The 24,023-nt window shown below is 63.9% G+C and carries 26 protein-coding genes; 16 read left to right on the top strand and 10 right to left on the bottom strand.

From position 1 onward, the window contains the following. Nucleotides 1-4: 4 nt before the first annotated feature. The gene (locus tag DDQ68_RS17510; protein WP_109657459.1) at nt 5-277 is read right to left on the bottom strand and encodes a hypothetical protein; all 273 of its coding nucleotides are present in this window, start codon (nt 275-277) and stop codon (nt 5-7) included. Nucleotides 278-510: 233 nt separating this feature from the next. Between DDQ68_RS17510 and pxpB the strand changes: the two genes are divergently transcribed. The 4 genes from pxpB (at nt 511) to DDQ68_RS17490 (ending at nt 4,436) form a co-directional block, all read left to right on the top strand. Further along, a complete protein-coding gene (pxpB, locus tag DDQ68_RS17505; RefSeq protein ID WP_109657458.1) occupies nt 511-1,251 on the top strand; it encodes a 5-oxoprolinase subunit PxpB in 741 nt (246 codons plus the stop codon). Then, the gene (locus DDQ68_RS17500; RefSeq protein ID WP_109657457.1) at nt 1,241-2,242 is read left to right on the top strand and encodes a 5-oxoprolinase subunit C family protein; all 1,002 of its coding nucleotides are present in this window, start codon (nt 1,241-1,243) and stop codon (nt 2,240-2,242) included. Before pxpB ends, DDQ68_RS17500 begins: the two co-directional genes overlap by 11 nt. Before the next feature lie 224 nt (nt 2,243-2,466). After that, entirely contained in the window at nt 2,467-3,240 is a 774-nt protein-coding gene (locus tag DDQ68_RS17495) for a LamB/YcsF family protein (RefSeq protein WP_109657456.1), read from the top strand. Beyond that, complete coding sequence (locus DDQ68_RS17490) at nt 3,240-4,436, top strand: NRAMP family divalent metal transporter (protein ID WP_109657455.1); 1,197 nt, start codon at nt 3,240-3,242, stop codon at nt 4,434-4,436. Before DDQ68_RS17495 ends, DDQ68_RS17490 begins: the two co-directional genes overlap by 1 nt. A gap of 69 nt (nt 4,437-4,505) precedes the next feature. On the opposite strand, the gene DDQ68_RS17485 is transcribed toward DDQ68_RS17490, so the two are convergent. Beyond that, nucleotides 4,506-4,790 (bottom strand): hypothetical protein, encoded by a 285-nt coding sequence (locus tag DDQ68_RS17485; protein WP_109657454.1) that lies wholly within the window; start codon nt 4,788-4,790, stop codon nt 4,506-4,508. A gap of 302 nt (nt 4,791-5,092) precedes the next feature. Between DDQ68_RS17485 and DDQ68_RS17480 the strand changes: the two genes are divergently transcribed. The 11 genes from DDQ68_RS17480 (at nt 5,093) to DDQ68_RS17430 (ending at nt 15,578) form a co-directional block, all read left to right on the top strand. Next, nucleotides 5,093-6,187, top strand: a complete 1,095-nt coding sequence (locus tag DDQ68_RS17480; protein ID WP_211320168.1) for a CDP-glycerol glycerophosphotransferase family protein — start codon at nt 5,093-5,095, stop codon at nt 6,185-6,187. Continuing rightward, the gene (locus DDQ68_RS17475) at nt 6,184-6,984 is read left to right on the top strand and encodes a cytidylyltransferase domain-containing protein (protein ID WP_109657453.1); all 801 of its coding nucleotides are present in this window, start codon (nt 6,184-6,186) and stop codon (nt 6,982-6,984) included. Before DDQ68_RS17480 ends, DDQ68_RS17475 begins: the two co-directional genes overlap by 4 nt. Nucleotides 6,985-7,104: 120 nt before the next feature. Further along, on the top strand, nt 7,105-7,962 hold the full coding sequence (locus DDQ68_RS17470) for a transketolase (protein WP_109657452.1): 858 nt from the start codon (nt 7,105-7,107) through the stop codon (nt 7,960-7,962). 165 nt (nt 7,963-8,127) lie between these two features. Further along, nucleotides 8,128-9,081, top strand: coding sequence for a transketolase family protein (locus DDQ68_RS17465; RefSeq protein WP_109657451.1), 954 nt, complete (start codon nt 8,128-8,130; stop codon nt 9,079-9,081). Between the two features lie 190 nt (nt 9,082-9,271). Beyond that, nucleotides 9,272-10,606 (top strand): aminotransferase class III-fold pyridoxal phosphate-dependent enzyme, encoded by a 1,335-nt coding sequence (locus DDQ68_RS17460; RefSeq protein ID WP_109657450.1) that lies wholly within the window; start codon nt 9,272-9,274, stop codon nt 10,604-10,606. Nucleotides 10,607-10,807: 201 nt separating this feature from the next. After that, nucleotides 10,808-11,614, top strand: a complete 807-nt coding sequence (locus DDQ68_RS17455; protein WP_109658491.1) for an SDR family oxidoreductase — start codon at nt 10,808-10,810, stop codon at nt 11,612-11,614. Nucleotides 11,615-11,744: 130 nt separating this feature from the next. Beyond that, nucleotides 11,745-12,239 (top strand): KdsC family phosphatase, encoded by a 495-nt coding sequence (locus DDQ68_RS17450; RefSeq protein WP_109657449.1) that lies wholly within the window; start codon nt 11,745-11,747, stop codon nt 12,237-12,239. A 119-nt stretch (nt 12,240-12,358) separates the two neighbouring features. Further along, nucleotides 12,359-13,243 (top strand): N-acetylneuraminate synthase family protein, encoded by an 885-nt coding sequence (locus tag DDQ68_RS17445; RefSeq protein ID WP_109657448.1) that lies wholly within the window; start codon nt 12,359-12,361, stop codon nt 13,241-13,243. A gap of 233 nt (nt 13,244-13,476) precedes the next feature. Then, nucleotides 13,477-14,514 (top strand): sterol desaturase family protein, encoded by a 1,038-nt coding sequence (locus DDQ68_RS17440; protein WP_109657447.1) that lies wholly within the window; start codon nt 13,477-13,479, stop codon nt 14,512-14,514. Beyond that, complete coding sequence (locus DDQ68_RS17435) at nt 14,511-14,894, top strand: DMT family transporter (protein ID WP_162550209.1); 384 nt, start codon at nt 14,511-14,513, stop codon at nt 14,892-14,894. Before DDQ68_RS17440 ends, DDQ68_RS17435 begins: the two co-directional genes overlap by 4 nt. 27 nt (nt 14,895-14,921) lie before the next feature. Further along, entirely contained in the window at nt 14,922-15,578 is a 657-nt protein-coding gene (locus DDQ68_RS17430) for a response regulator (RefSeq protein ID WP_109657445.1), read from the top strand. Between the two features lie 49 nt (nt 15,579-15,627). Here the strand turns inward: DDQ68_RS17430 and DDQ68_RS17425 are convergent, their stop codons facing one another. After that, nucleotides 15,628-16,353, bottom strand: a complete 726-nt coding sequence (locus DDQ68_RS17425) for a DUF1345 domain-containing protein (protein ID WP_109657444.1) — start codon at nt 16,351-16,353, stop codon at nt 15,628-15,630. A 102-nt stretch (nt 16,354-16,455) separates the two neighbouring features. On the opposite strand from DDQ68_RS17425, the gene DDQ68_RS17420 reads away from it, so the two are divergent. Beyond that, nucleotides 16,456-17,946 (top strand): nicotinate phosphoribosyltransferase, encoded by a 1,491-nt coding sequence (locus tag DDQ68_RS17420; protein ID WP_109657443.1) that lies wholly within the window; start codon nt 16,456-16,458, stop codon nt 17,944-17,946. Between the two features lie 283 nt (nt 17,947-18,229). Here DDQ68_RS17420 and lpdA read toward each other — a convergent pair whose 3' ends face one another. The 7 genes from lpdA to DDQ68_RS17390 all read right to left on the bottom strand — a co-directional run bounded on the left by lpdA (nt 18,230) and on the right by DDQ68_RS17390 (nt 23,996). After that, complete coding sequence (lpdA, locus tag DDQ68_RS17415; RefSeq protein WP_109657442.1) at nt 18,230-19,636, bottom strand: dihydrolipoyl dehydrogenase; 1,407 nt, start codon at nt 19,634-19,636, stop codon at nt 18,230-18,232. Nucleotides 19,637-19,775: 139 nt separating this feature from the next. Next, nucleotides 19,776-19,934 carry a hypothetical protein gene (locus DDQ68_RS23035; protein ID WP_162550208.1) on the bottom strand — a complete coding sequence of 53 codons (159 nt, stop codon included), beginning with the start codon at nt 19,932-19,934 and terminating at the stop codon, nt 19,776-19,778. A gap of 74 nt (nt 19,935-20,008) precedes the next feature. Next, on the bottom strand, nt 20,009-20,713 hold the full coding sequence (locus DDQ68_RS17410; RefSeq protein ID WP_109657441.1) for a Crp/Fnr family transcriptional regulator: 705 nt from the start codon (nt 20,711-20,713) through the stop codon (nt 20,009-20,011). A gap of 194 nt (nt 20,714-20,907) precedes the next feature. Next, entirely contained in the window at nt 20,908-21,456 is a 549-nt protein-coding gene (locus DDQ68_RS17405) for a DUF4126 family protein (RefSeq protein WP_109657440.1), read from the bottom strand. A 102-nt stretch (nt 21,457-21,558) separates the two neighbouring features. Beyond that, entirely contained in the window at nt 21,559-23,253 is a 1,695-nt protein-coding gene (gene odhB / locus DDQ68_RS17400) for a 2-oxoglutarate dehydrogenase complex dihydrolipoyllysine-residue succinyltransferase (protein WP_109657439.1), read from the bottom strand. 49 nt (nt 23,254-23,302) lie between these two features. Continuing rightward, nucleotides 23,303-23,716 carry a HEPN domain-containing protein gene (locus DDQ68_RS17395; protein ID WP_109657438.1) on the bottom strand — a complete coding sequence of 138 codons (414 nt, stop codon included), beginning with the start codon at nt 23,714-23,716 and terminating at the stop codon, nt 23,303-23,305. Beyond that, nucleotides 23,703-23,996, bottom strand: coding sequence for a nucleotidyltransferase domain-containing protein (locus tag DDQ68_RS17390; protein ID WP_211320167.1), 294 nt, complete (start codon nt 23,994-23,996; stop codon nt 23,703-23,705). Before DDQ68_RS17390 ends, DDQ68_RS17395 begins: the two co-directional genes overlap by 14 nt. Nucleotides 23,997-24,023: the final 27 nt, after the last annotated feature.

Genomic DNA, 24,023 nt, shown 5'->3' with positions numbered 1-24,023 from the left:
AGCCTTACTTTAGAGAAGGCAGGGGGTGGCGGGGGAAGAATTCATCGGACGGGCGGCTGTGCTGGATGAATTTCTGGCCCAGGGCTTTGGTATCGCTCACCACATATGGGCCTTTATATGAGCCGGGCTCACGAGCGACCGCGCCGACTACCTTGGGGCCGGGCGTAGCGGCGGGCGTAGCCGAACGGGTCGGTTTGGCCGGGGCCGTTTGGGCGCGGGCGGGGAGCAGTAGAGCCCCTAACACCAGGCCGGTTAGCAGGGTTAGAACGGTTTTCATTGCTTGAAAAATGAAAGGTGATGACGTACAGAAAGACTCCGTTCCGGCAGCTGGGCTGCGTGCCATTTCTGGCGGGCAGGGGCCCCGGGCTATTCGGTTGTTCCGCAGGTAAATATAAGCCGATCAAGCAATAAGCCAGCCTTGCCGAAGGCAAACGCCGGCGGGGCCGGTCCGGCCCCACTATGTTTACGGCCCGGCCGCCTGGCTGCCCAGGGCCCCCGCACCCGCGCCGCATGAACCAAACCGATCCGTCGTTACCCGCGCTGCCCAGGCAGTTGTATCCGCTGGGCGATGCGGCCGTGGTGGTGCAGTTTGGCGACGTTATCAGCCCGGCTACGCACGCGGCCATTCGGGCGTTTGGCGCGCACCTGGCGCAGCACCCGTTCGCGGGCCTGCGCGAGTGCGTGCCCGCCTTCACTACCCTCACCGTGTACTACGACCCGTGGCTGGTGAGCGACGGCGGCCGGCACCCGCCCTACGAGACCGTGGCGGCGGCGCTGCGCGAGCGGCTGGCCGCCGTGGGGCCCCCGGCGGCCACGGCCAGCGCCGGTTTGGTAGAAATTCCGGTGTGCTACGGCGGGGCCTGGGGGCCCGATTTGGCGTTTGTGGCCCGCTACACGGGCTTGTCGGCGGCTGAGGTAATTGCCCGGCACGCGGCTCCGGAGTACCTGGTGCACATGATTGGCTTCGCGCCGGGTTTTCCGTACTTGGGCGGGCTCGATGCGCGGCTGGCCACGCCCCGGCTGGCCCAGCCCCGCCCGCGGGTGCCGGCCGGCACGGTAGGCATTGCGGGGCCCCAGACCGGCGTTTACTCGCTGCCCACGCCGGGCGGCTGGCAGCTCATCGGTCGTACGCCGCTGCGGCTATTCGATGCTGCGTGGGCCGCCCCCAGCCTGCTGCACGCGGGCCAGCACCTACGCTTCGTGCCCATCAGCGCGGCGGAGTACGCCCACACCCAGCAGCATGATTATTAGCGTATTGCACCCCGGTCTGCTCACCACTGTGCAGGACCTGGGCCGGCCCGGCTACCAGCAAGCCGGTGTGGCGGTGGGCGGAGCCCTGGATGCCGGGGCCCTGCGCGTGGCCAACCTACTGGTGGGCAACCCCGACGGAGCGGCCGGCCTCGAAATCACCCTCCAGGGCCCCCGCCTCCGCTTCGACGCCGGCTGCCTCCTGGCCCTCACCGGGGCCAACCTCTCCCCCACCCTCAACGGCCAGCCGCTGCAACTGCACCGGCCCACCTGGGCCCCGGCGGGCGCGGAGCTGGCCTTCGGCGCACCCCGGGCGGGCTGCCGGACCTACCTGGCGGTGGCGGGCGGCGTGGCCGTGGCCCCGGTGCTGGGCAGCCGCGCCACCTACCTGCGCGCCGGGCTGGGCGGTTGGCACGGCCGCGCCCTGCGTGCCGACGACCAGCTGCCCGTGGGTGCGCCTTCGGCCATTGGGCAGAACATCATAAAAGAATTAACTGAAAATCAATTCGCTAAAAGCCAAGCCAGCTGGACGCCGGGGCCCCGGCTGTGCCCCGTGCCGCGCCGTAGCCCCCTCATCCGCGCCGTGCGGGGGCCGGAGTACGGGCAATTTGCGGCCGCGAGCCAGCAGGCGTTTTGGGAGCAGCCGTTTGCCATCACGGCCGCGGCCGACCGCATGGGCTACCGGCTGCAAGGGCCGGCGCTGGTGCGGCTGACGGACGCGGAGCTGCTGTCGAGCGCCGTCACTTTCGGCACGGTGCAGGTGCCGCCCGGCGGCCAGCCCATCGTGCTGCTCGCCGACCGCCAAACCACTGGCGGCTACCCGCGCCTGGCCCAAGCCATCACCGCCGATTTTGGGGCCCTGGCACAAGCCGCCCCGGGCCAGGCGCTGCGCTTCCGGGAAGTACCGCTGGCCGAAGCCCAGGCGCTGTACCTTGCGCAGGAGCGCGCCATGAGGGCGTTGCAGCGGGGTATTGGGCTTAGGTTTGCCCATTGAGTATCTGAATAAAAGTAACGTCATGCAGAGCGCAGCGAAGTATCTTTTCCACTGACTCTTTATTAGCATCGTTTCCGAATTGGCAAAAAGCAGAACATCATGCAGAGCGCAGCGCAGCGTCTTTCCCGCGTTACTAATAATAATTACTGGCGCGGAAAAGATGCTGCGCTGCGCTCTGCATGATGTTCTGCTTTTGATAAATACCCGCGTTTATTCCATCCCGTATGACATACTCCGTTGACCTGAATTGTGACATGGGCGAGAGCTTCGGGGCCTGGACGATGGGGCAGGACGCGGCCGTGCTGCCCTTCGTGACGTCGGCCAACATTGCCTGCGGCTTCCACGCTGGCGACCCCGGCGTGATGCGGCAAACCGTGCGGGCGGCGCTCAGCCACCACGTGGCCATCGGGGTACACCCAGGGCTGCCCGATTTGGTGGGGTTTGGACGGCGCGACCTGGCCATCTCGCCCGAGGAAGCTTTCGACATGACCGTATACCAGTTGGGGGCCCTGGGGGCCGTGGCCCGGGCCGAGGGCGGACGGTTGCACCACCTCAAGCCCCACGGGGCCCTGTACAACATGGCCGCCACCAACGCCGCCCTGGCCCAGGCTATTGCCGAAGCCGTGTACCGGGTGCAGCCCGAGCTGGTACTCTACGGACTGGCGGGCAGCGAGTTAACCAAAGCCGGCGAGCGGCTGGGCCTCAAAACCGCCCACGAAGTATTCGCCGACCGCACCTACCAGGCCGACGGCACCCTCACCCCGCGCCGCCAGCCCGACGCGCTGGTGGCCAGCGCCGACGCCGCCGTGGCCCAGGTGCTGCGCATGGTGCGCGAGGGCCAGGTGCGCAGCCAGCAGGGCCCCGATGTGGCCCTCCGGGCCGATACCGTGTGCCTGCACGGCGACGGGCCCCACGCCTTGGAATTTGCCCAGCGGCTGTACGGGGCCCTGCGCGAAGCGGGCGTGCACCTGGGCGCCACTTTTGCCGGGGCACGCTAATGGCGGCGGGCAAGCGGTGGTTCGGCGGGGCCAGCCTGGGGGCGGCGTTTTTGATGGCCAACTCGTCCATCGGGCCAGGGTTTCTGACGCAGACAACGGTGTTCACCCAGCAGCTGCTGACCAGCTTTGGGTTCGTCATTCTGGTGTCGGTGGTGCTCGACGTGGGGGCCCAGCTCAATACCTGGCGTATTCTCACCGTCAGTGAGTTGCGGGCCCAGGACCTGGCCAACCGGCTGCTGCCCGGGCTGGGCTACTTCCTGGCGACGATGGTGATTCTGGGCGGCTTCGCCTTCAACATCGGCAACATCGCGGGCTGCGGGCTGGGCCTGAACGTGCTGACGGGCATGAGCTTTGAGCACGGGGCCCTGGTGAGCTGCGCGGTGGCCCTGACCTTGTTTTGGGTGCAGGAAATCGGCAAAATGCTCGACGGCTTCACCAAAATCCTCGGCACGGTCAAGATTTTGCTGACGCTGGGCATTGCCTTCAGCGCGCACCCGCCCCTGCTGCAAGCGCTGCACCACACGCTGCTGCCGGCCAAAATCAGCGCGGCGGCCATCGTCACAATCGTGGGCGGCACGGTAGGCGGCTACATCACGTTTTCGGGGGCCCACCGCCTGCTCGACGCTGGCATTAAGGGCCCCGGCCAGCAAGACGTGGTGACGCGCAGCGCCGTCAGCGGCATTGTTATTTCCACGGTTATGCGGTTTGTGCTGTTCCTGGCCATCGTGGGCGTGCTCAGCCACGGCGCCGTGCTCGACGCCGACAACCCCGCGGCGGGCGTGTTCCGCTCGGCGGCGGGCGAGGTGGGTTTCCGCGTGTTCGGCGTCATTTTGTGGAGCGCGGCCATCTCGTCGGTGGTGGGCGCGGCCTACACGTCGGTGTCGTTTTTCAAGACGTTTCACCCCGTATTTGCCCGCTACGAGCGGGCCTGCATCTCCGTTTTTATTGTGCTGTCGACGGGCATTTTCGTACTCGTCGGCAAGCCCGCGCAGCTCCTGGTGTTCGCGGGGGCCGTGAACGGGCTAATTTTACCCATTGCACTGGGCATCATATTAGTAGCGGCCACCAGCCACCGCCTCATGGGCACCTACCGCCACCCGCGCTGGATGCTGGCCGCCGGCTGGGTGGTGGTGGCCATCATGGGGGCCCTAAGCGTGCCCGTGCTGGTGGAGCAGGTGGGGGCCCTGCTGCGGTAAGCACCACCAAAAAGCCCCGCCGCAAGTGCTTGCGGCGGGGCTTTCAACAGGAGCGAAAACGGCTAAAAATTAGTCTTTCGGCTTGATTTTCATTTTCTTGCGGTTGCCTTTCACTTTGGCACCCTTGGGGATGGTCACCGTGTTGGGGTCGGCAGTGGTGGTGGTCGATTCCACGGTGGTAGTGGTCATGCCCGGGGCGGGGGTCATCTCCGGGGCCGGAGCGGGCGTCATGGCCGGGGCAGCGGGCGTGGTGGGCGCCGTCGTTTGCTGGGTCGTGGTAGTCGTGGTCTGGGCGCTGGCCGAGTAGCCACCGGCAACGCACAGCAGGGCGAGGAGAACGAGTTGCTTTTTCACGGGAATATAAGGATTTGGTGAAGGAACCCACGCCGCTAAAGCGCGGGGTTTGAGTTGCCTTTAACGGAATCGGCAGAAAAAGTATTGCTTTTGCTCACCAATATTTCATAGCTACTCAATTTTTCTGCCACTTGGGGCCCCGCGCCGGGGCCCGCCCGCAACGCCGCCCAGGGCCTCCGGGCCCTGCGCAGGCGCTACCTTGAGCGGCGCGAATTTCATCCCAGGCTAATGGAAAAATGACGCGCTACGACCAGCCGCCGTAAATTTGCTTCCCGCTTTGCTTTCGCTTCCGTCCCATCCGTATGCCGCGCAAAAAAGTCTTGTTTCTGATTGGCTCGCCCAACCAGACCACGCAGATGCACCAAATTGCCGGGCTGCTGCGCGACGAGTTTGACCCGTACTTCAGCCAGCTGTACTACGACGGCTGGCAGCGCCGCTTCTACGAATTCCTGCTGTGGGCCAACCTCTTAAAGGGCACCATCGTCACGGGCCACATCAAGGAGAAGGCCGACCGCTACCTGGCCGCCCACGGCCTGCCCAACGACTTTGAGGCCCGGGTGTACGGCCACCGCTACGACCTGATTGTGTGCTGTTCCGACATCATCGTGCCCTGGAACCTGCTGGCCTACACCAAGTCGGTGTTCGTGCAGGAGGGCATGACGGACCCGCTCAACTTCTGGGCCCGCCTAATTAAGCGCTTCACCCGCTACCCCATCCTCACCATCAGCACCGCCCTGAATGGCATGAATAACTGCTGCGACGTGTACTGCGTGGCCTCACCGGGCTACGCGGAGCACTTCGAGCAGGTGGGCGTGGACGCGGGCAAGCTCGTGGTGACGGGCATTCCCAACTTCGACGACGTGGAGCAGTTGCGCCGCAACAGCTTCCCACACCGCGGCTACGTGCTGGTGGCCACCACCGACATGCGCGAAACCTACCGGCCCGACAACCGCCGCAAGTTCATCGGCGAGGCCGTGCGCATCGCCGCCGGCCGGCCCCTGATTTTCAAGTTCCACCCCAACGAAAACATGGCCCGCGCCACCGCCGAGGTGCGGCGCTGGGCCCCCGCTGGCACGCTCATCTACACCGAGGGCAACACCGAGGAAATGATTGCCAACTGCGCCGAACTCATCACCCAGTACAGCACCGTGGCCTTCGTGGGCCTGGCGCTGGGTCTGCCGGTGCACTCTTATTTCGACGTGGAGGACCTGAAGCGCAAGCTGCCCTGGCAAAACCACGGCACCTCGGCCCGCCGCATCGCCGACGTGTGCCGCCGCTACGCCGGCTTCGCGGGCAGCGGCCCGGCGTTTTTGAAACAATACCGGCCCGAAGACTTTTCTAAGCCCGCCGCGGGGGCCCCAGCCGCCACCCACGCGGCCCAGCCCAACCGCCCGTGAACATCCTCACCGTCATCCAGGCCCGCCGCGGCTCGTCGCGCCTCCCCGATAAAGTCAGCCTGCCGCTGGCCGGCCAGCCCCTGCTGGTGCGCATGGTGCAGCGCGTGCAACGGGCCACGCTGGCCGGCCAGATCGTGGTGGCCACCACCACCGATGCGGCCGACGACGCCCTGGCGACGCTGTGCGAAGCACACAATATCGACGTGTTCCGCGGCTCGCCCACCGACTTGCTCGACCGGCACTACCAGGCGGCGCTGGCCTTCGGGCCGGTGGATGCGGTAGTGAAAATCCCGTCCGACTGCCCCCTCATCGACCCCGCCGTGATTGACCGCGTGCTGGGCTATTATATAGATACGGCCGGGCAGTTCGATTTCGTGGGCAACCTGCACCCCGCCACCTACCCCGACGGCAACGACGTGGAAGTGATGCCCCTGGGGGCCCTGGCCACTGCCTGGCGCGAGGCCCACCGCCCGCTAGAGCGCGAGCACACCACACCCTTCTTCTGGGAAAACCCCGGCCACTTCCGCCTCGCCAACGTGGCCTGGGAAACGGGGCTCGACTACTCCATGTCGCACCGCTTCACGATTGACTACCGCGAAGATTACGAGTTCATTAAGGCCGTATTCGACGCGCTGTACCCGGCCAATCCAGCGTTCGGCCTGGACGATATTCTAACTTTATTAAAGCAAAGGCCAGACATTTACGCCCTCAACGCCAGCCTGGCCGGCGTGAACTGGTACCGCAACCACCTGGACGAGCTAAAAACCGTGGCCGCCGACCAAACCAAGGCTATATAGTTGAACGGTCGTGCAGAGCGCAGCGAAGCATCTCTACTGCGGCAGTAATTATCGATTCAGTATGCGTTAGAGATGCTTCGGCTACGCTCAGCATGACGTTCTCTAGCAAGAAAAAAGCCTATGACTTCCGAAAAACAAGACGAACTGAAAGCCCTGGCCCTGCGCGTGCGTGAGCACATCGTGCGCCTGAGCACCGACGGCGGCTGCTTCACCGGCGCCTCGCTGAGCTGCGCCGACCTGCTGGTGTACCTCTACGCCGACTTCCTGAACATCAGCCCCCAGACGCTCGACGCGCCCGACCGCGACTTTCTGTTCCTGAGCAAAGGGCACGACGTACCGGCCCTCTACGGCACCTTCGTCGAGCTGGGCTTCATGCCCAAAGAGCGACTAGCCAATCACTTGAAGGCCAACGACAGCATTTACTGGCACCCCAACCGCTCGGTGCCGGGCGTCGAGTTTCACTCGGGCTCGCTGGGCCACTTGCCGTCCGTGGGTCTGGGCGTGGCGCTCGATAACCGGATGAGGGGCCTGAAAAACCGCACCATCGTCATCACCGGCGACGGCGAGCTGAACGAGGGCTCCGTCTGGGAAACCGTGCTGGTAGCCGCCGCTCAAAAACTCAGCAACTTCACCCTGGTCGTCGACCGCAACCACTTCCAGGCCAACGTGGCCACCGAAGACCTGATTCCGCTGGAGCCCCTGGGGCCCAAGTTTGAAGCCTTCGGCTGGGCCGTGCAGCGCATCGACGGCCACGACTTCGCGCAGCTCGAAGCCGCCTTCGGGGCCCTGCCCTTCTCCGATGATAAGCCCTCGGTCATTATCTGCGACACGGTGCGCGGCCGCGGCCTGCCCAGCATCGAAGCCCGCGCCGACCGCTGGTTCTGCAACTTCTCGGCCGACGAAGTAGTGGAGCTCCTGAAAGAGCTGCACAGCCAGGAAGCCACCACGCTCACCTCGGAAACGCTGACGGTGCGGTAATTAACTAAACAATTAAAAAGGCCGTCATGCTCATCTAGCGTCCGCGCAGCCGAAGCATCTCTACTGCATTAGTAATCAGTTAGTCAGCGGGAGAGATACTTCGACTCCACTTCATTCCGCGGACGCTAGATGAGCATGACGGCCTAATAAAATACTGTTCGCAAAATGGCTTACGAAGACCTTATCCGCGAAACGGCCCTGGCCGACGACCGCCTCATTGTGATGACGGCCGAAAACCGCGCCCTCATCCGCAACCTGCCGGCCGTGCTGGGGCCCCGGTTCATCGACACCGGCATCACCGAGCAAACCCTGATTGGGGCGGCGGCCGGGCTGGCCCTGCGCGGGCGCATCCCGGTGGTGCACGCGCTGGCTACCTTCCTCACCCTGCGGGCCTTTGAGTTTATTCGCACCGACGTGGGCATCGGCCAGCTGCCGGTCAAAATCAGCAGCTTCGTACCCGGCTTCTTGTCGGACGGCAACGGGCCTACCCACCAGGCCATCGAGGATGTGGCCCTGATGCGCGGCATCCCGGGCATGACCGTTTTCGCGCCCGCCGACGAGGCCGACATGCTGGGTATGCTGCCCCAGATCTGGGCCTCGCCCAGCCCGGCCTACGTGCGCATCAATACCCGCCCCGGCACCTACCAGCACGCGCCCTTTGAAATGGGCAAAGCCGAAGTAGTGGCCACCGGCACCGACGCCACCATCCTCGTCTACGGCATGCTGTTCGAGCAGGCCCTCATCGCCCGCGAGCTGCTCGAAGCCCAGGGCAAATCGGTGGGCCTCGTAAATATGCGCACCCTCAAGCCCGTGGACGAAGCCGCACTGCTGCAAGTGGTGCGGGCCGGGGGCCTGGTCGTGACGCTGGAGGACCACTTCCAGACCGGCGGCCTCTACTCCATCCTGGCCGAGGTGCTGCTGAAGAATGAACTGACGGCCAAGGTCCTGCCCATCGCCCTCAACGAGAAGTGGTACAAGCCCGGCCTACTGAGCGAAGTACTAGAATACGAAGGCTTTACCGGCCAGCACATTGCCCGGCGCATCGCCGAAAAGCTGGGCGCTGACCCCGCCGCCATTACCACCAAAACTGAAGTGGTGGAAAACCAATTCGCCGAGTAATTACTCGTTCGTTGCCCTAACTGGCTGTCGTGCCGCCAAAAAGGCCGTCATGCTCATCTGGCGTCCGCGTAGCCGAAGCATCTCTCCCGCTGACTAATCATTGATTACTGCCGCAGTAGAGATGCTTCGGCTACGCGGACGCCAGATGAGCATGACGTTCTGTAAATCAACTCAAACCTTCCCGAATCCGATGCCCAACACTGTTTCTTCCAACGCCGACTACCCCGACTTCACCGAGTCGGACGCACTGTACGCCCGCGCCACTTCCATTATGACGCCGGTGACCCAGACCCTGGCCAAGGGCCCCGGGCAGTACACCAAGGGCGGGGCCCCCAAGTACGTGAAGCGTGGCAAAGGCGCCCACATCTGGGACGTGGACGGCAACGAATACCTTGATTTCCAGATGGGTATCGGGCCCATTTCGCTGGGCTACGCCTACCAGCGGGTGGACGACGCCATCCGGGCGCAGCTGGAGGACGGCATTACGTTTTCGATGATGCACGAGCTGGAAGTGCAGTTTGCCGAGCTTATCCACGAGATTATCCCGAACGCCGAGAGCATCCGCATCAGCAAAACCGGGGCCGACGTGTGCTCGGCGGCAGTGCGCGTGTCCCGCGCCTTCACGGGGCGGCCCCACGTGCTATGCTGCGGCTACCACGGCTGGCACGACTGGTACATCGGCACCACGAGCCGCGACAAGGGCATCCCGCAGGAAAGCAAGGACTTGGTGGACGCCTTTGAATACAACAACCTCGATTCGTTCAAGGAGTTACTGACGCCCGACGTGGCCTGCGTGATTCTGGAGCCGTTCATTTTCGACGAGCCCAAGGGCGACTTCCTGCACGAAGTGGCCCGCCTCTGCAAGGAGAACGGCACGCTGCTGATTTTTGACGAGATGTGGACCGGCTTCCGCATCGCCGTGGGCGGGGCCCAGGAGCACTTCGGCATCAAGGCCGACTTGGCGGTGTTCTCGAAGGCGTTTGCCAATGGGATGCCCATTTCGCTGCTCACCGGCCGGCGCGACGTAATGCAGCTGTTTGAGCAGGACGTGTTCTTCTTCACCACCTTCGGCGGCGAGGCCCTGAGCCTGGCCGCGGCCATGGCCACCATCGCCGAGATGCGCGAAAAGAACGTGCCCGCCCGCCTCGCCGAGCAGGGCAACAAGCTCAAAGTCGGCTACAACAAAATCGCCGCCGACCTCGGCCTGAGCCAGTACACCAAGTGCTACGGCTACGACTGCCGCAGCATCGTCACCTTCGATGCCAGCGCCGGCAACCCCCTGGAAGTGAAGGCCTACGTGCAGCAGGAGCTGTTCAAGCGCGGCATCATGTGGGGCGGCTTCCACAACATGTGCTTCTCGCACACCGACGCCGACGTGGCCCACGCCCTGGCCATGTACGCCGAAGTGCTGCCGCTGCTGAAAGAGGCCATCGCCGCCGGCGACGTAGCCACCCGCCTCCACGGCGAGCCGGTGGAAGCCGTGTTCCGCAAAGTGACCAACGCCGCCCCGGCGAAGGTGAAGTAGGGGCTTTTTGGGGCCCAGCAGCAATAGGGACCTCAAGCCCAGGCAGTTCCCCGGGCCGTCATGCTGAGCGCAGCCGAAGCATCTCTACTGCTGCACTAACTCAATCAATTTGATTACTTGCGCAGTAGAGATGCTTCGGCTGCGCTCAGCATGACGGCCCGGGACAATTTAGGGCCCCGGGCCAGCACGCCTAAATCCTTTATGAACCTCTTCGACCTTACCAACAAAACGGCCATCGTCACGGGCGCGTGCGGCCTCATTGGCCGGCAGCACTGCGCGGCACTGGCCGCCGCCGGCGCCAACGTGGTGGTGGCTGATATCAACCAAGCCGCAGCCGACGCGGTTGCGGCCGGCTTGCCCGGGGGCCCCCACCTGCCGCTGGCCGTGGACGTGACCAAGCCCGAATCGCTGGCGGCGGCGCGCGACCAGATTATCAAGCAGTTCGGGCACATCGACGTGCTGGTGAACAACGCGGCCATCAACGACATGTTCGAGAACCCGGCACTGGCCGCCGACCTCAGCAAGTTCGAGAACTTCCCGCTCGCCACGTTTCAGAAAGTGCTGGAGGTGAATGTGACGGGGGTTTTCCTGGCGGCGCAGATCTTCGGTACGCCGATGGCGGTGCAGGGCAGCGGCTCCATCATCAACGTGGCCAGCACCTACGGCATCGTGGGGCCCGACCAAAGCATTTACCGCAACGAGGCCGGTGAGCAAACCTTCTATAAATCACCTTCTTATCCCATGACTAAAGGTGCGGTAGTGAACTTCACCCGTTACCTGGCCGCCTACTGGGGCCCCCAGGGCGTACGGGTAAACACCCTTTCGCCGGGCGGCGTGGAGAACAGCCAGGACGCCTTTTTCGTGAAGCAATACAGCGCCAAAACGCCCCTGGGCCGCATGGCCGCCGCCACCGATTACCAGGGCGCCGTGGTGTTCCTGGCCTCCGAAGCCTCGGCCTACATGACCGGCGCCAACCTGGTAGTAGACGGCGGCTGGACGGCCATTTAGCGAGGTAGAGACGCATCTTTACGCCTCAGGATAGAACGCCGCTGGGCAGTACACGGGATACCGTTCAGACCGGAGGCGCAAAGATGCGTCTCTACTACGTTCTGAGGGCCATGAATTCACCATTAGCTAAATGAACCTAACCGACCTCCAAGCCCGTGCCAAGCGCATCAAACTGCTGCTGACCGACTGCGACGGCGTGCTCACCGACAACGGCGTGTATTACTCCGAGCGCGGCGAGGAAATGAAGCGCTTCAGCATCCGCGACGGCATGGCCGTGGAGCGCCTGCGGGCCGTGGGCGTGGAAAGCGGCATTATGACCGGCGAAACGTCGGGCTCGGTGCAGCGGCGGGCCGACAAGCTGCGCATCACCGAGCTTCACCTGGGTATTAAGGACAAGCCGGCGCGGCTGCACGAGATTATGGCCCGCACGGGCTTGGTGGCCGAGGAAATCGCCTTCATCGGCGACGACACCAACGACGTGGAAATCCTCAAGCTGGTGGGCTTAGCGGCCTGCCCCAGCGACGCCACCAGCTTTGCCCGGGCCGTGGCCGACTTCCACTGCGAGACACGGGGCGGGCACGGCTGCTTCCGCGAAGTGGCCGAGTTTATTATCGCCAGCCGGTAAAATAAAACCGCCGGGCGCACGTCTGGGGCCCAAACAAACCCGCGGTCCTGCTTATTGCGTATTATTATTTCTCGTATCCGGCCAGCTCCTGGCTTCACTCTTACCCCATCCGCTTTGGCATGAGCACCGTACAAATCAAGAAGAACCGCAGCATTGGCCCCGGCCAGCCCTGCTACATCATCGCTGAAATCGGCATCAACCACAACGGTTCCGTTGATATTGCCAAGCAGCTGATTGACGCCGCGGTAGCGGCCGGCTGCGACGCCGTGAAATTCCAGAAGCGCACCCCCGAGCTATGCGTGCCCAAAGACCAGTGGGAAAAGATGCGCGACACTCCCTGGGGCCGCATGAGCTACATCGACTACAAGCGCAAAACCGAGTTTGGCCTCGAAGAATACACGGCCATCGACGACTACTGCAAGGCGCGCGGCATCGACTGGTTTGCCTCGTGCTGGGACGAGCCGTCGGTCGATTTCATGGAGCAATTCCAGCCCGTGCTCTACAAAATGGCGTCCGCCTCGCTCACCGATAAGCCCCTGCTCGACCGCGTGCGCGCCACCGGCCGCCCGCTGATGCTGAGCACCGGCATGAGCACCCAGAACGAAATTACGGACGCCGTGACCTACGTGGGCCTTGACAACCTGATGATTGCGCACAGCACCTCAGCCTACCCCTGCCCCCCGGCCGAGCTGAACCTGCGCATGATCCAGACCCTTCAGCAGCAGTTCCCGAACACGCCCATCGGCTACTCGGGCCACGAAACCGGCCTGAGCACCACCGTGACGGCCGTGGCCCTGGGCGCCACCTTCGTGGAGCGCCACTTCACCCTCGACCGCGCCATGTGGGGCTCCGACCACGCCGCCAGCGTGGAGCCCGGCGGCATGGCCAAAATGGTGCGCGACATCCGCGACACCGAAACCGGCCTCGGCGACGGCGTGAAGGTGGTGTACGAGAGCGAAAAAGAACCCCTGCGCCGCCTGCGCCGCGAGGTGACGGCCGCTTAAATCAGCTGTTAGCTACTTGAAATGGCCGGTCATGCTGAGCGCTTATTCGGATAGACCCTGAATGCACAATATGCCGTTGAGTTGAAACTATTCGGGCCGCTCGCTTTTTTAGTGAGCGGTCCGCTTTTGTAAAGCCAATCAAGCGCTGGCCACCCTGGCTTATTTCCCTGGCTTTTGTCCAAAATACCCGAAAGCTGGTAGCCAGCCGCTATTAGCTAAAAGCTTAAACAATCATGCTGGAGACGCTAAGCAGCTTTTACGACGGCCTGAACCCGGTGGGCCGCACCACGCTCATCACCACGCCCATTTTGCTGCTAGCGGTGGTGGTGCTGCTGGTGCTCGAACGCAAGTACCCGTACCGCAAGGGCCTGCCATTCTTCCGCGAAGGGCTGTTCCTCGACCTGTTCTGGTACACGCTGGTGCAGAGCTACTTCCTGCAAATTCTCATTTTTGGGTTCATCATCGCGCCGCTGGCCAAGCACTTCGGGGCCCAGTTCCACTGGGTGAGCGACTGGCCGGTAGCGGCGCAGGTGGGCTTTTTCGTGGTTACACACGACTTCTATATTTACTGGTTTCACCGCTTCCAGCACAACAGCGCCTTTTTCTGGCGCACCCACGAGGCGCACCACTCGGGCAAGCAGGTAGACTGGCTGGCCGGCTCGCGCTCGCACGCGGTCGAAATTATCATCAACCAGACCATCGAGTTTGCGCCCATTATCCTGCTGGGGGCCAACCCCATCGTGGTGCCCATCAAGGCCCTTATCGACGCCGTGTGGGGCATGTACATCCACGCCAACGTGGACGTGAAATCGGGCAAGCTGCAGTACGTCATCAACGGGCCCGAAATGCACCTCTGGCACCACGCCGACCACGAGGAAGTGTACTTCGCCAATTTCTCCACCAAGTTTGCAGTCTGGGACTGGCTGTTTGGCACCGCCTACCTGCCCGAGGGCCGCAAACCCATCCGCTGGGGCCTGCCCTACGCGTTTCCGAAAGACTACTTTTTGCAGCACGCCTTTTCGGTGCGCCGCTTTGACGAGGGGGCCCTGGCCGAGAAATCGGCCCTGTTCCGGCACTACCACGGCGTACGCTTCCGGCTGCTGAACTGGGTGGGCCAGCACGTGCCCGCCGCCCAGGTGCTGCAAGGCTGGAACGTGCCCGATGGGGCCCCGGAAACCGTGGCCCACCGCCCCGGCGGCAACCCCAGCCCCGCGGCGCCCGTTATTCCCGCCGCCGCCGAATCGTCCTGCCCCGTCAACGCCCACTCTTGAATCCAGTTGCTAATTCCGCCTGGGTCTACCTGTTCCTGGCTTCCACGATGGAAGTGTGCTGGAACTATAGCCTGAAGTACACCAGCGTCGCCAAAATCCGGGCCATCGACTGGTCGCAGTTTTTTGCGGCTCCGGCCGGGCTCTACACCCTGCTGCCGGCCATCGGCTACGTGGCCTTTGGCGTGGCCAACGTGTTTTTCTTCTCCAAGGCCCTGAACCAGATACCCGCCAGCACCGCGTTTGCGGTGTGGATGGGCATTGCCCTGGTCGGCATCAAGATCGTGGATACCCTGGTGCTCAAGGAGCCGTTCAGCGCGTGGCACGTGCTGTATATTGGATTCATTCTGGTGGGCATCGTGGGCCTGAAGCGCACCGCGTAGGGCCCCGTTCCACTTTTCGTTTCCGCCATGATCCGCCTGATGCTTGCCGATGACCACGCCATCCTGCGCGATGGCCTGCGGGCGCTACTTGCCGCCGAGCCGGGCATCGAGCTGGTCGGCGAAGCCAGCAACGGGGCCGAGCTGCTGACCCTGCTGGCCAGCACCCCCGCCGACGTGATACTGGTGGACGTGAACATGCCCGTGCTCGACGGCTTTGAAACCACGACCGAGTTGCAGCAGCGCTTTCCCGAAGCGAAAGTATTGGTGCTCAGCATGCTCGACCACGAGCATTATGTGCTGCGGATGCTCCAGGCCGGGGCCCTGGGGTACGTGCTGAAGAACGCTGCCTTTCAGGAAATCACCTACGCCATCCGCACCGTGGCCGCAGGGCAGCGTTTTTTGTGCAGCGAAATTGGGCTGAATATGCTCTACAAGGCCGCTGGCGGGGGCCCTACCGGCAGCAGTGAGCTAGCAGAACCCGCCGGGGGCGTGGGCCTCACGGCCCGCGAGCTGGAAGTGCTCAAGCTCATCGCCGAGGGCCTCACCAACAGCGAGGTGGCCGACAAGCTCTTCACCAGCAAGCGCACCATCGAAACCCACCGCCAAAACATCATCGGCAAAACCGGCGCCAAAAACACCGCCGCTCTTATCAAGCTAGCCGTCCGGCAGGGCTTCATTAGCTAAGACCGCGGCACTGGCAGCCAGCTATTTGCCTTAAGTATTGCCCGCCCCCTTAGCTCAGCACCCCGCCGATGGTGCCAATGGTGAGGGCCACAATGGCGGTGTTGAACAGGAAGGCGATAAGCCCGTGCAGCAGGGCAATGGCGCGGATTTCACGGCTGCTGATGCCGATGTCGGCCGTTTGGGCCGTCATGCCCACCACGAAGGAGAAGTAGGCGAAATCGAGGTAGTTGGGTTGGAGCTTTGGCTCGTCTTTCTCCTTGCCGGTGTCGTCGGGAAACGTCAGCCCCCCCTGGTCGTGGCCCTGCGCATCGGCGTCGTAGTACGAGTGGGCGTAGCGCAGCGTGAATACGCAGTGCACCAGCGTCCAGGCCAGGGCCACGGCCCCCAGGCCCAGCGCCAGGTGCAGGGCCTTCGCCTCTTTGGGCACGTCTTTGATGGTGCCCAACAGCCCCACCACAGCCGCCAGGCTGGCCAGGGCGGCCCCAATCACCACCAGAAAGGCCACCGTGCGGGGCAAGTCGTCGCTGGCCGCCACGCGGCGGATGTCGTCGGTATCGGCCGTGCGCATCGCCGCCAAGATCAGGAACAAGTTGACGGCCGCGAAGCCGTCCCAGCCAGCCACGGCGCGGGCCAGAGTGCCCATGGTGGCCGGGGCCAGCCACGCGGCCAGGGCCCCCACGGCCGCACCCAGGGCAAAGCGCCACTCCAGGTGCGCCAGGCGCAGCCAGAGGTTGATGGTTTGGGCAGGCGTAGCGGGGGCAGCGGGTTTAGCCATAAAGCCCTAAGGTAAGGCAGGGCCAGTGTTGGTTGGCTGAAGGAAGCGGCCGCGGGGCCCCGGTGCGGGCCCGCTGCCCCAAGTTTTCTTTCCTTTGCCGGCATGAACCCCGCCCCGCTCTCCGGCCTCTACGCCCCCTCGCTCGCCCTCATCACCGATTTGTACCAGCTCACGATGGCCTACGGCTACTGGCAGCAGGGCCTGCAAGACCGCGAGGCCGTGTTCCACCTCTACTTCCGTAAGGCGCCGTTCCAGGGCGGCTACGCGGTGGCCGCCGGCCTGGCCCTGGCCGTGGACTGGCTGGAAAACCTGCGCTTTTCGGACGATGACCTGGCGTACCTCGGCAGCCTGCGCGGCAGCAAGGGCACGCCGCTGTTCCCGCCCGACTTCCTGGCCTACCTGCGCGATTTGAAGTTTACCTGCGACGTAGACGCCGTGCCCGAAGGCACCGTAGTATTCGGTAACGAGCCGCTGCTGCGCATCCAGGGGCCCCTGCTGCAAGCGCAACTGCTGGAAACGGCACTGCTCACGCTCGTCAATTTCCAGACGCTCATCGCCACCAAGGCCGCCCGCATCCGCGAGGCCGCGGGGCCCCACGACCAGATTCTGGAGTTCGGCCTGCGCCGTGCTCAGGGCTTCGACGGGGGCCTGGGGGCCAGCCGCGCCGCCTACCTCGGCGGGGCCGATGCCACCAGCAATGTGCTGGCCGGCCAGCGCTACGGCCTGCCCGTGCGCGGCACCCACGCCCACAGCTGGGTCATGTCGTTTGCCGACGAAGAGCAGGCCTTTACCGCTTACGCCCAGGCGTTTCCCGACGATTCCGTGTTCTTGGTGGACACCTACGACACGCTCGACGGCGTGCGCCACGCCATCGAAGTAGCCAGGAAAATGCGCGCCCAAGGCCACGAGCTGGGCGGCATCCGCCTTGATTCGGGCGACCTGGCCTACCTCAGCCGCGAGGCCCGGGCCCTGCTGGACGAGGCGGGATTTGATAAAGTGCGCATCGTGGCCAGCAACGACTTGGAGGAAAACCTCATCACCAGCCTCAAGCAGCAGGGGGCCCGCATCGACACCTGGGGCGTGGGCACGCAGCTCGTGACGGCCTACAACCAGGCGGCCCTCGGGGGGGTGTATAAGCTGGCCGCCCTGCGCACCGCCGACGGCACGGGCTGGGATTTCACTATTAAGCTCAGCGAGCAGATTGCCAAAACCAGCGTCCCCGGCATTTTGCAGGTGCGCCGCTACCTCGACGAGCAGGGCCACCCACGGGCTGACATGCTCTACAACACCGCCGTGCCGCTGCCCGAGCGCCTCGTGCTCGTCGACCCCAACGATGCCACCCGCCGCCGCCCGGTGCGCCCCGGGGCCCCCTTCCGCGAGCTGCTGGAACCCGTGTTTTGCCAGGGCCGCCGCGTGCTCGACCTGCCCACCCTGGCCGAAAGCCGGGCCCTTGCCCAGCGCGAAGTGGCCAGCCTCGACCCCGCCGTGCGCCGCTTCCTCAACCCCCACACCTACCCCGTAGGCCTGGAGCTCAGCCTCTACGATTACCGCACGCAGCTCATCCTGGCTAAGCGCCCCCAGCGCCCGGCGTAGGGGCCCTGCATAAATTATGGAACAGCCATGCGCCTAAAAGCGTGGTCAGTGCTACAAACGTAACCACCGCTATGGACCCGGCGAAAACCGAAGGGCACGGCGTGCATGGCCCTTTGTCCAAGCACGGTTCGCACTGGAAACCATGGTAATAGCACCAATCGTAGCTGCCAAGACAGGCCACTAGCGCGGCAGTAGCCAAATAAATTTTCGTCACTTTATGCATAAAAAAACTGCCGTCGCTACCAAGGTAGCGACGGCAGTTTTTTTATGCTATCCCATTCAATTACATGTGGATGGCGCGGTTATCCGTCGCGGCCATGCAGGCTTCCTTCATGGCCTCGGCGTAGGTGGGGTGGGCGTGGCTCATGCGGGCCACGTCCTCGGCGGAGGCGCGGAACTCCATGGCCGTCACGGCCTCGGCGATGAGGTCGGCGATGCGGGGCCCGATCATGTGCACGCCCAGGATTTCGTCGGTGGTCTTGTCGGCCAGCACCTTCACGAAGCCGTCGGTGTCGCCGCTGGCGCGGGCGCGGCCGCTGGCTTTGAAGGGGAACGAGCCCGTTTTGTAGGCCTTGCCCTGCTCCTTCAGCTGCTCCTCGGTGTAGCCCACGCCGGCCACTTCGGGCCAGGTGTACACCACGCCGGGGATGAGCAGGTAGTTGATGTGCGGCTTCTGGCCGGCGATGGTTTCGGCCACAAACGTGCCTTCTTCCTCGGCCTTGTGGGCCAGCATGGCCCCGCGCACCACATCGCCGATGGCGTAGATGCCGGGCACGTTGGTTTGCAAATGCGCGTCGACCTTGATGCGGCCGCGCTCTTCCATCTGCACGCCGGCGGCTTCCAGGTTCAGGCCCGCCGTGTAGGGCGAGCGGCCCACGGCCACGAGGCAGTAGTCGCCTTCCAGCTTCAGCTCCTCGCCCTTAGGCGTGGTGGCCGTCACGGTCACCACGTCGCCGGTGCGGGTGGCGCCGGTTACTTTGTGGCTCATGTAGAACTGAATGCCGATTTTGCCCAGGACGCGCTTGAGCTCCTTACCCAGGGATAAGTCCATGTTTGGGATAAGGCTGTCCATGTACTCCACCACCGACACCTTGGCGCCGATGCGGGCGTAAATCGAGGCCATTTCCAGGCCAATCACGCCGCCGCCAATCACGACGAAGTGCTTGGGCACTTCGCGGATGGTGAGGGCCTCGGTGCTGGTGATGATGCGCTGCTTGTCTTGCTGGATGAACGGCAGTACCGTGGGCTTCGAACCGGTGGCGATGATGACGTTCTTGGTTTCAATGGTTTGGGCCTCACCGCCGCCGGTGGGCGCGATGATGATATGGTTTTTATCGACGAACGAGCCAACACCGGCCAGCACGTCGATTTTGTTCTTTTTCATCAAGTAGACAATGCCGTCCACGTTGGCTTTCACCACGCCGCCCTTGCGGTCCATCATCTGGTTCATATTCACCGCCAAGTCTTTCAGCTCGATGCCGTGCTCCTTGAACGTGGTGTGCGCATTGTGGTAATGCTCAGTGCTGTCGAGCAGGGCTTTGCTCGGAATGCAGCCCACGTTGAGGCAGGTGCCGCCCAGGGTGGGGTATTTCTCGATCAGAGCGGTTTTGAAGCCCAACTGGGCGCAGCGAATGGCCGCCACGTAGCCGCCGGGGCCGCTACCGATTACCGTAACGTCGTACTGATTCATAAAAGCGAAAAGGTCGGTTGAATGCTCAAAGGTACGGCAAAACCAGCCGCCCCGAGGGCTCCCACCGACGCCCGGGGCCCCGTAAAACCCAAAAAAACCAGCCGCAACACGGCTGGGCTTTTCAGACTTTCTCATCCCATTAATTAAGGTATTTGGTATTGGCGCGGAGGACTCCGCGGGCAATGGCCAAGTTGACGCCCCGCGTGCTCACCACCAAGCAGATGAGCTTATTACCGCCGGTGCTGGGTTTAGTTGGGTGCAGCTGGCTGGTCAAGTCGAGCAGGGCGCCTCCGATCATCTCGCCCGGCAACCATCGCCTTTCGTATGGCAATTAGGCGAGAGGCAGCGCCCAGGGGCCGCGTTGGGGGCCGGCTAGTCGTATAGGCTGGAGATTTGCTCCAGGCGGTTGGGGGCCAGCAGGGTAATGCGGCTGCCGCGCGTGTCGATGATACCTTCCGCCTTGAATTCGGAGAGCAAGCGGGTAGCCGTTTCCTTGGCCGTGCCCACCAGGGCCGCCAGGTCGTCGCGCGAGAGCGAAATGGTGAACGGCGCGGCCGCGCCGTCGTGGTACGTGCGCTGCAACAGCAGCAAGGCTCCGGCCAGCCGCTCGCGCACAGGCTTATAGGCCAGGTGCAGCATACGTTCCTCGGCTTCGCCCAGCCCCTGGGCCATCAGCTGCATCAGCGACATTGAAAACTGGACGTTGGATTGCACCAGCCGCAGGAAATCGGCGCGGGGCACAAAGCACACCACGCAGTCGTCCAGGGCCACGGCCGAGGTCGAGTAGCACTTTTCGGTCAGCAGCGAGTGGTAGCCCAGCACGTCGCCGCCCTTTACCAAGCGTACGATCTGCTCTTTGCCATCGCCGCCCACCCGGGCCACCTTGATGCGGCCCTGGCGCACGCAGTGCATTCCCAGCGTGGCGCTGCCCGCGCTAAAAATCGCCTGGCCCTTCTGGTACACCTGCGATATTTTGTTGCCAGCAACCCTGCCCAATTCGTCCAGCTGGCAGCAGCCCGGCAGGGGCCCCCTGCGGTTGGGGCAATCCAGACAGTTGGGTGAAGCGGAGTGGCTCATGGGGCAACGCTAATGGGTACGACCTACCAAAGTTAGCGATACGCCTCTGCATAAGCGAGAAAAATAATATTTAAACCGGCATATATCGTTGTTCGTCTGCCAATTTAGACCATACAACCGGCATAAACGAAAAACGCCCGGCGTACAGACTCGTGCGCCGGGCGTTGCGGCCACGGCTACTACTTGCCGGAGCCCTACCGCTCGGCCTGCGCCGCCACCCAGGCCGAGCCGCCGGCCACCACCAGCGCGTCTTCGCCCAGGCCCACGAGCGACGTATTGGTGTGGGTGCGCTCGCTGATGGTTTTGCGCAGCCAGAATGTGAGGAACGTCGAGGCCACCGCCCCCAGGCTGCCCACCAGGGCCCCGCTCAGGGCGCTGCCGCCGCGGGCTTTATAGAGCGTGGCGCCCACCAGGGCCCCCGAAACAGCCCGGGCCCCCACTTGCTGGGGCTCGGTGCGGTTGCCAATGTTGGGCAACTTGTCGCCTACGAATTCCATACCCAGCAGGACCTTGAGGGTGCTGGCCACGGCGGGATTTTGCAGGAAGCGCAACGGCGACTTGGCCAGGCTCTTGGGGCGGGCCTGCCCGCTCAGGTAGTGGCTGAGGAAGGCGGGGCCGCTATTGGTACGCATGCCCGACAGGACGGCCAGGCCCAGCACAGGCCAGAAGCGGGCCGAGGGGGCCGGCTTGGGCCAGTTGGGGTCTTTCTTGAACTTGGCGGCTTTCAATTTTTTAGCTTTCATAAAAAAGGTAAGGCTACGGGCCGGGCGCACGTGCCCGGCCCGTAGCCTTAACGAAAACCACAGCCCGAAGGCTGGTTTTTCTATTGCTGCCCGCTGGGGGCCCTACACGCCCAGTAGCAGGCGGGTGGGATCTTCAAGCAGCTCCTTCACCCGCACCAGGAAGCTGACGGATTCGCGGCCGTCGATGATGCGGTGGTCGTAGCTGAGAGCCAGGTACATCATAGGGCGAATCACCACCTGGCCGTTCTCGGCCACGGGGCGCTGGATGATGTTATGCATCCCCAAAATGGCCGATTGCGGGGCGTTGATAATGGGCGTGCTCAGCATCGAGCCGAAGACGCCGCCGTTGGTGATGGTGAACGTGCCGCCCGTCATCTGCTCGATGGTCAGCTTGTTGTCGCGGGCCAGCACGGCCAGGCGCACCACTTCCTTCTCAATACCTTCGAACGAGAGCTGCTCGGCATTGCGAATCACGGGTACTACCAGGCCCTTGGGGGCCGACACGGCGATGCTGATGTCGCAGAAATCGTTGTACACCAAGTCGGTGCCGTCGATTTGGGCGTTCACGGCGGGCCATTCTTTCAGGGCCACGCACACGGCCTTGGTGAAGAACGACATGAAGCCCAGGCCCACGCCGTTTTTCTCCTTGAACTTGTCCTTAAACTTGGTGCGCAGGTCCATGATGGGCTGCATATTCACCTCGTTGAAGGTGGTGAGCATGGCCGTTTCGTTCTTCACGGCCACGAGGCGGCGGGCCACCGTTTTGCGCAGATTGCTCATGCGCTCACGGCGCTGGCCGCGGCTGCCGGCCGGGGCAGCGGGCACCGCCGCCGCGGGCGCGGCCGCCGCGGGCACTGCCGGAGCAGCTTGCGGAGCAGGAGCGGCGGGCTTGGCCTGCGCGTTCTGGGCATCTTCCTTGGTAATGCGGCCGTCGCGGCCCGAGCCGGCCACATCGGTAGTAGCTACGCCTTTCTCATCTAATATTTTGCCAGCGGCCGGCGAGGGCACACCCGTAGCGTACGTCGCGGCACCGGGCGCGGCGGGCGTTTGGGCCAGGGGCACGGCCGCTGCCAGGGCGGCGGGGACCGCCGCAGCCGGCGCGGCCGCCGGGGCCCCACCGCCGCCTTCGATGCGGGCAATGAGGGCCCCGATGCCGATGGTTTCGCCCTCCTGAGCAGCGTGGCGCAGGATACCTTCGGCCTCGGCGGGCAGCTCAAACGTGGCTTTGTCTGACTCCAGCTCGGCAATCACTTCGTCGCGCTTCACGGCCGCGCCGTCGGGCTTCAGCCACTTGGCAATGGTCACCTCCGCAATGGATTCGCCAACGGCAGGAATCTTCATTTCTACGGTGCTGCCACCGCCAGCGGCGGGTGCCGGAGCCGCCGCAGGAGCGGCGGCCGGGCTTCCACCGGGGCGGTCGGCCGGGGTCCCACCGTAGCCGGCCTGGTCGCTGGCCTGCGGGTTTTCTTCGCCTTTCGCCAGCGGGTCGGCGGCGGCGGCGGCGGCAGGAGCTGGAGCAGCAGCGGCCGGAGCAGCGGCGGCGGGGGCCCCGGCGGCTTCGCTGCCACCGTCGAGCTCGGCGATAATAGTACCGATGCCGATGGTTTCGCCCTCAGCCACCCGAATTTTCAGCACACCGGCGGTTTCGGCGGGCAGCTCAAACGTGGCTTTGTCGGATTCGAGCTCGGCAATTACCTCGTCGCGCTTCACGGCGTCGCCGTCTTTTTTCAGCCACTTGGCAATGGTTACTTCCGTGATGGATTCGCCGACGGCGGGAATTTTGATTTCGGTGGGCATGGGTTATAAGGTTGAATTTTGTTTATCGAAAAACACTACCGGCGCGTTGTCACAAAAGCGCGGCCTGAACCAAGGGCCGCAACCGGGCCTGAAAGTACCGCGCAATGCGCAGCGCTTCTTGCATTTCGGCAAGCGTAACGCGGGTTTGCGGCGGGTAGCGCGTTTCTACCGCATAGTCGGCCAGTTCGTCGGCTTGGTCCAACTCCGCCGCCGAAAACGTAAGTACTGGCTGGAGCCGGTTCAAAAGCTCAGGCAGGTCGTGTGCGCGCGGAAACTTGTTGCCGTGGGCCAGCAACGCGCCTTTGCAGTATTTCTCTACTGCCTGCTGGCAGGCAAAAGGAATATGATAGCCGTATATGGACGGGTCATCGGCTAGCATCCGCTCGGCGGCCCGCAGGTCCGGGTCGGCCACCTCCAGCCATTCCTGCAGGTACGCTTTTTCGGCGGGGCTAAGCGGCTGCATACAAGATGCGTCCTTCGGTAACGGCCTGCGCCTCGATGGTAGAGCGGACGGCGGCGGCGGCGGCGGTTACTTCGGCCGGGGTGCGCACCAGAATGTCCATTGGGGCCCCAGCCCCGCGCAGTAGGCGGCGCACGGCCACGGCCCGTTCGGCGCGCGTAGGCCCGATGCCCGCCTTAATCACGAGCAAATCCAGGTCGCTGTCCTCCGTAGGCTCGCCGTAGGCATACGAGCCGAACAGGATGATTCTGTCCGGCGCGTAGCCCTCTACGATGCGGCGCACAATGGCCTGGATTTGCTCTTCACTGAT

This window comes from Hymenobacter nivis (genome assembly GCF_003149515.1).
GTDB classification, from domain to species: Bacteria; Bacteroidota; Bacteroidia; order Cytophagales; family Hymenobacteraceae; genus Hymenobacter; species Hymenobacter nivis.
The sequence above is the reverse complement of the archived record's forward strand: the minus strand, read 5'-3'. Positions and strand labels throughout refer to the sequence as shown.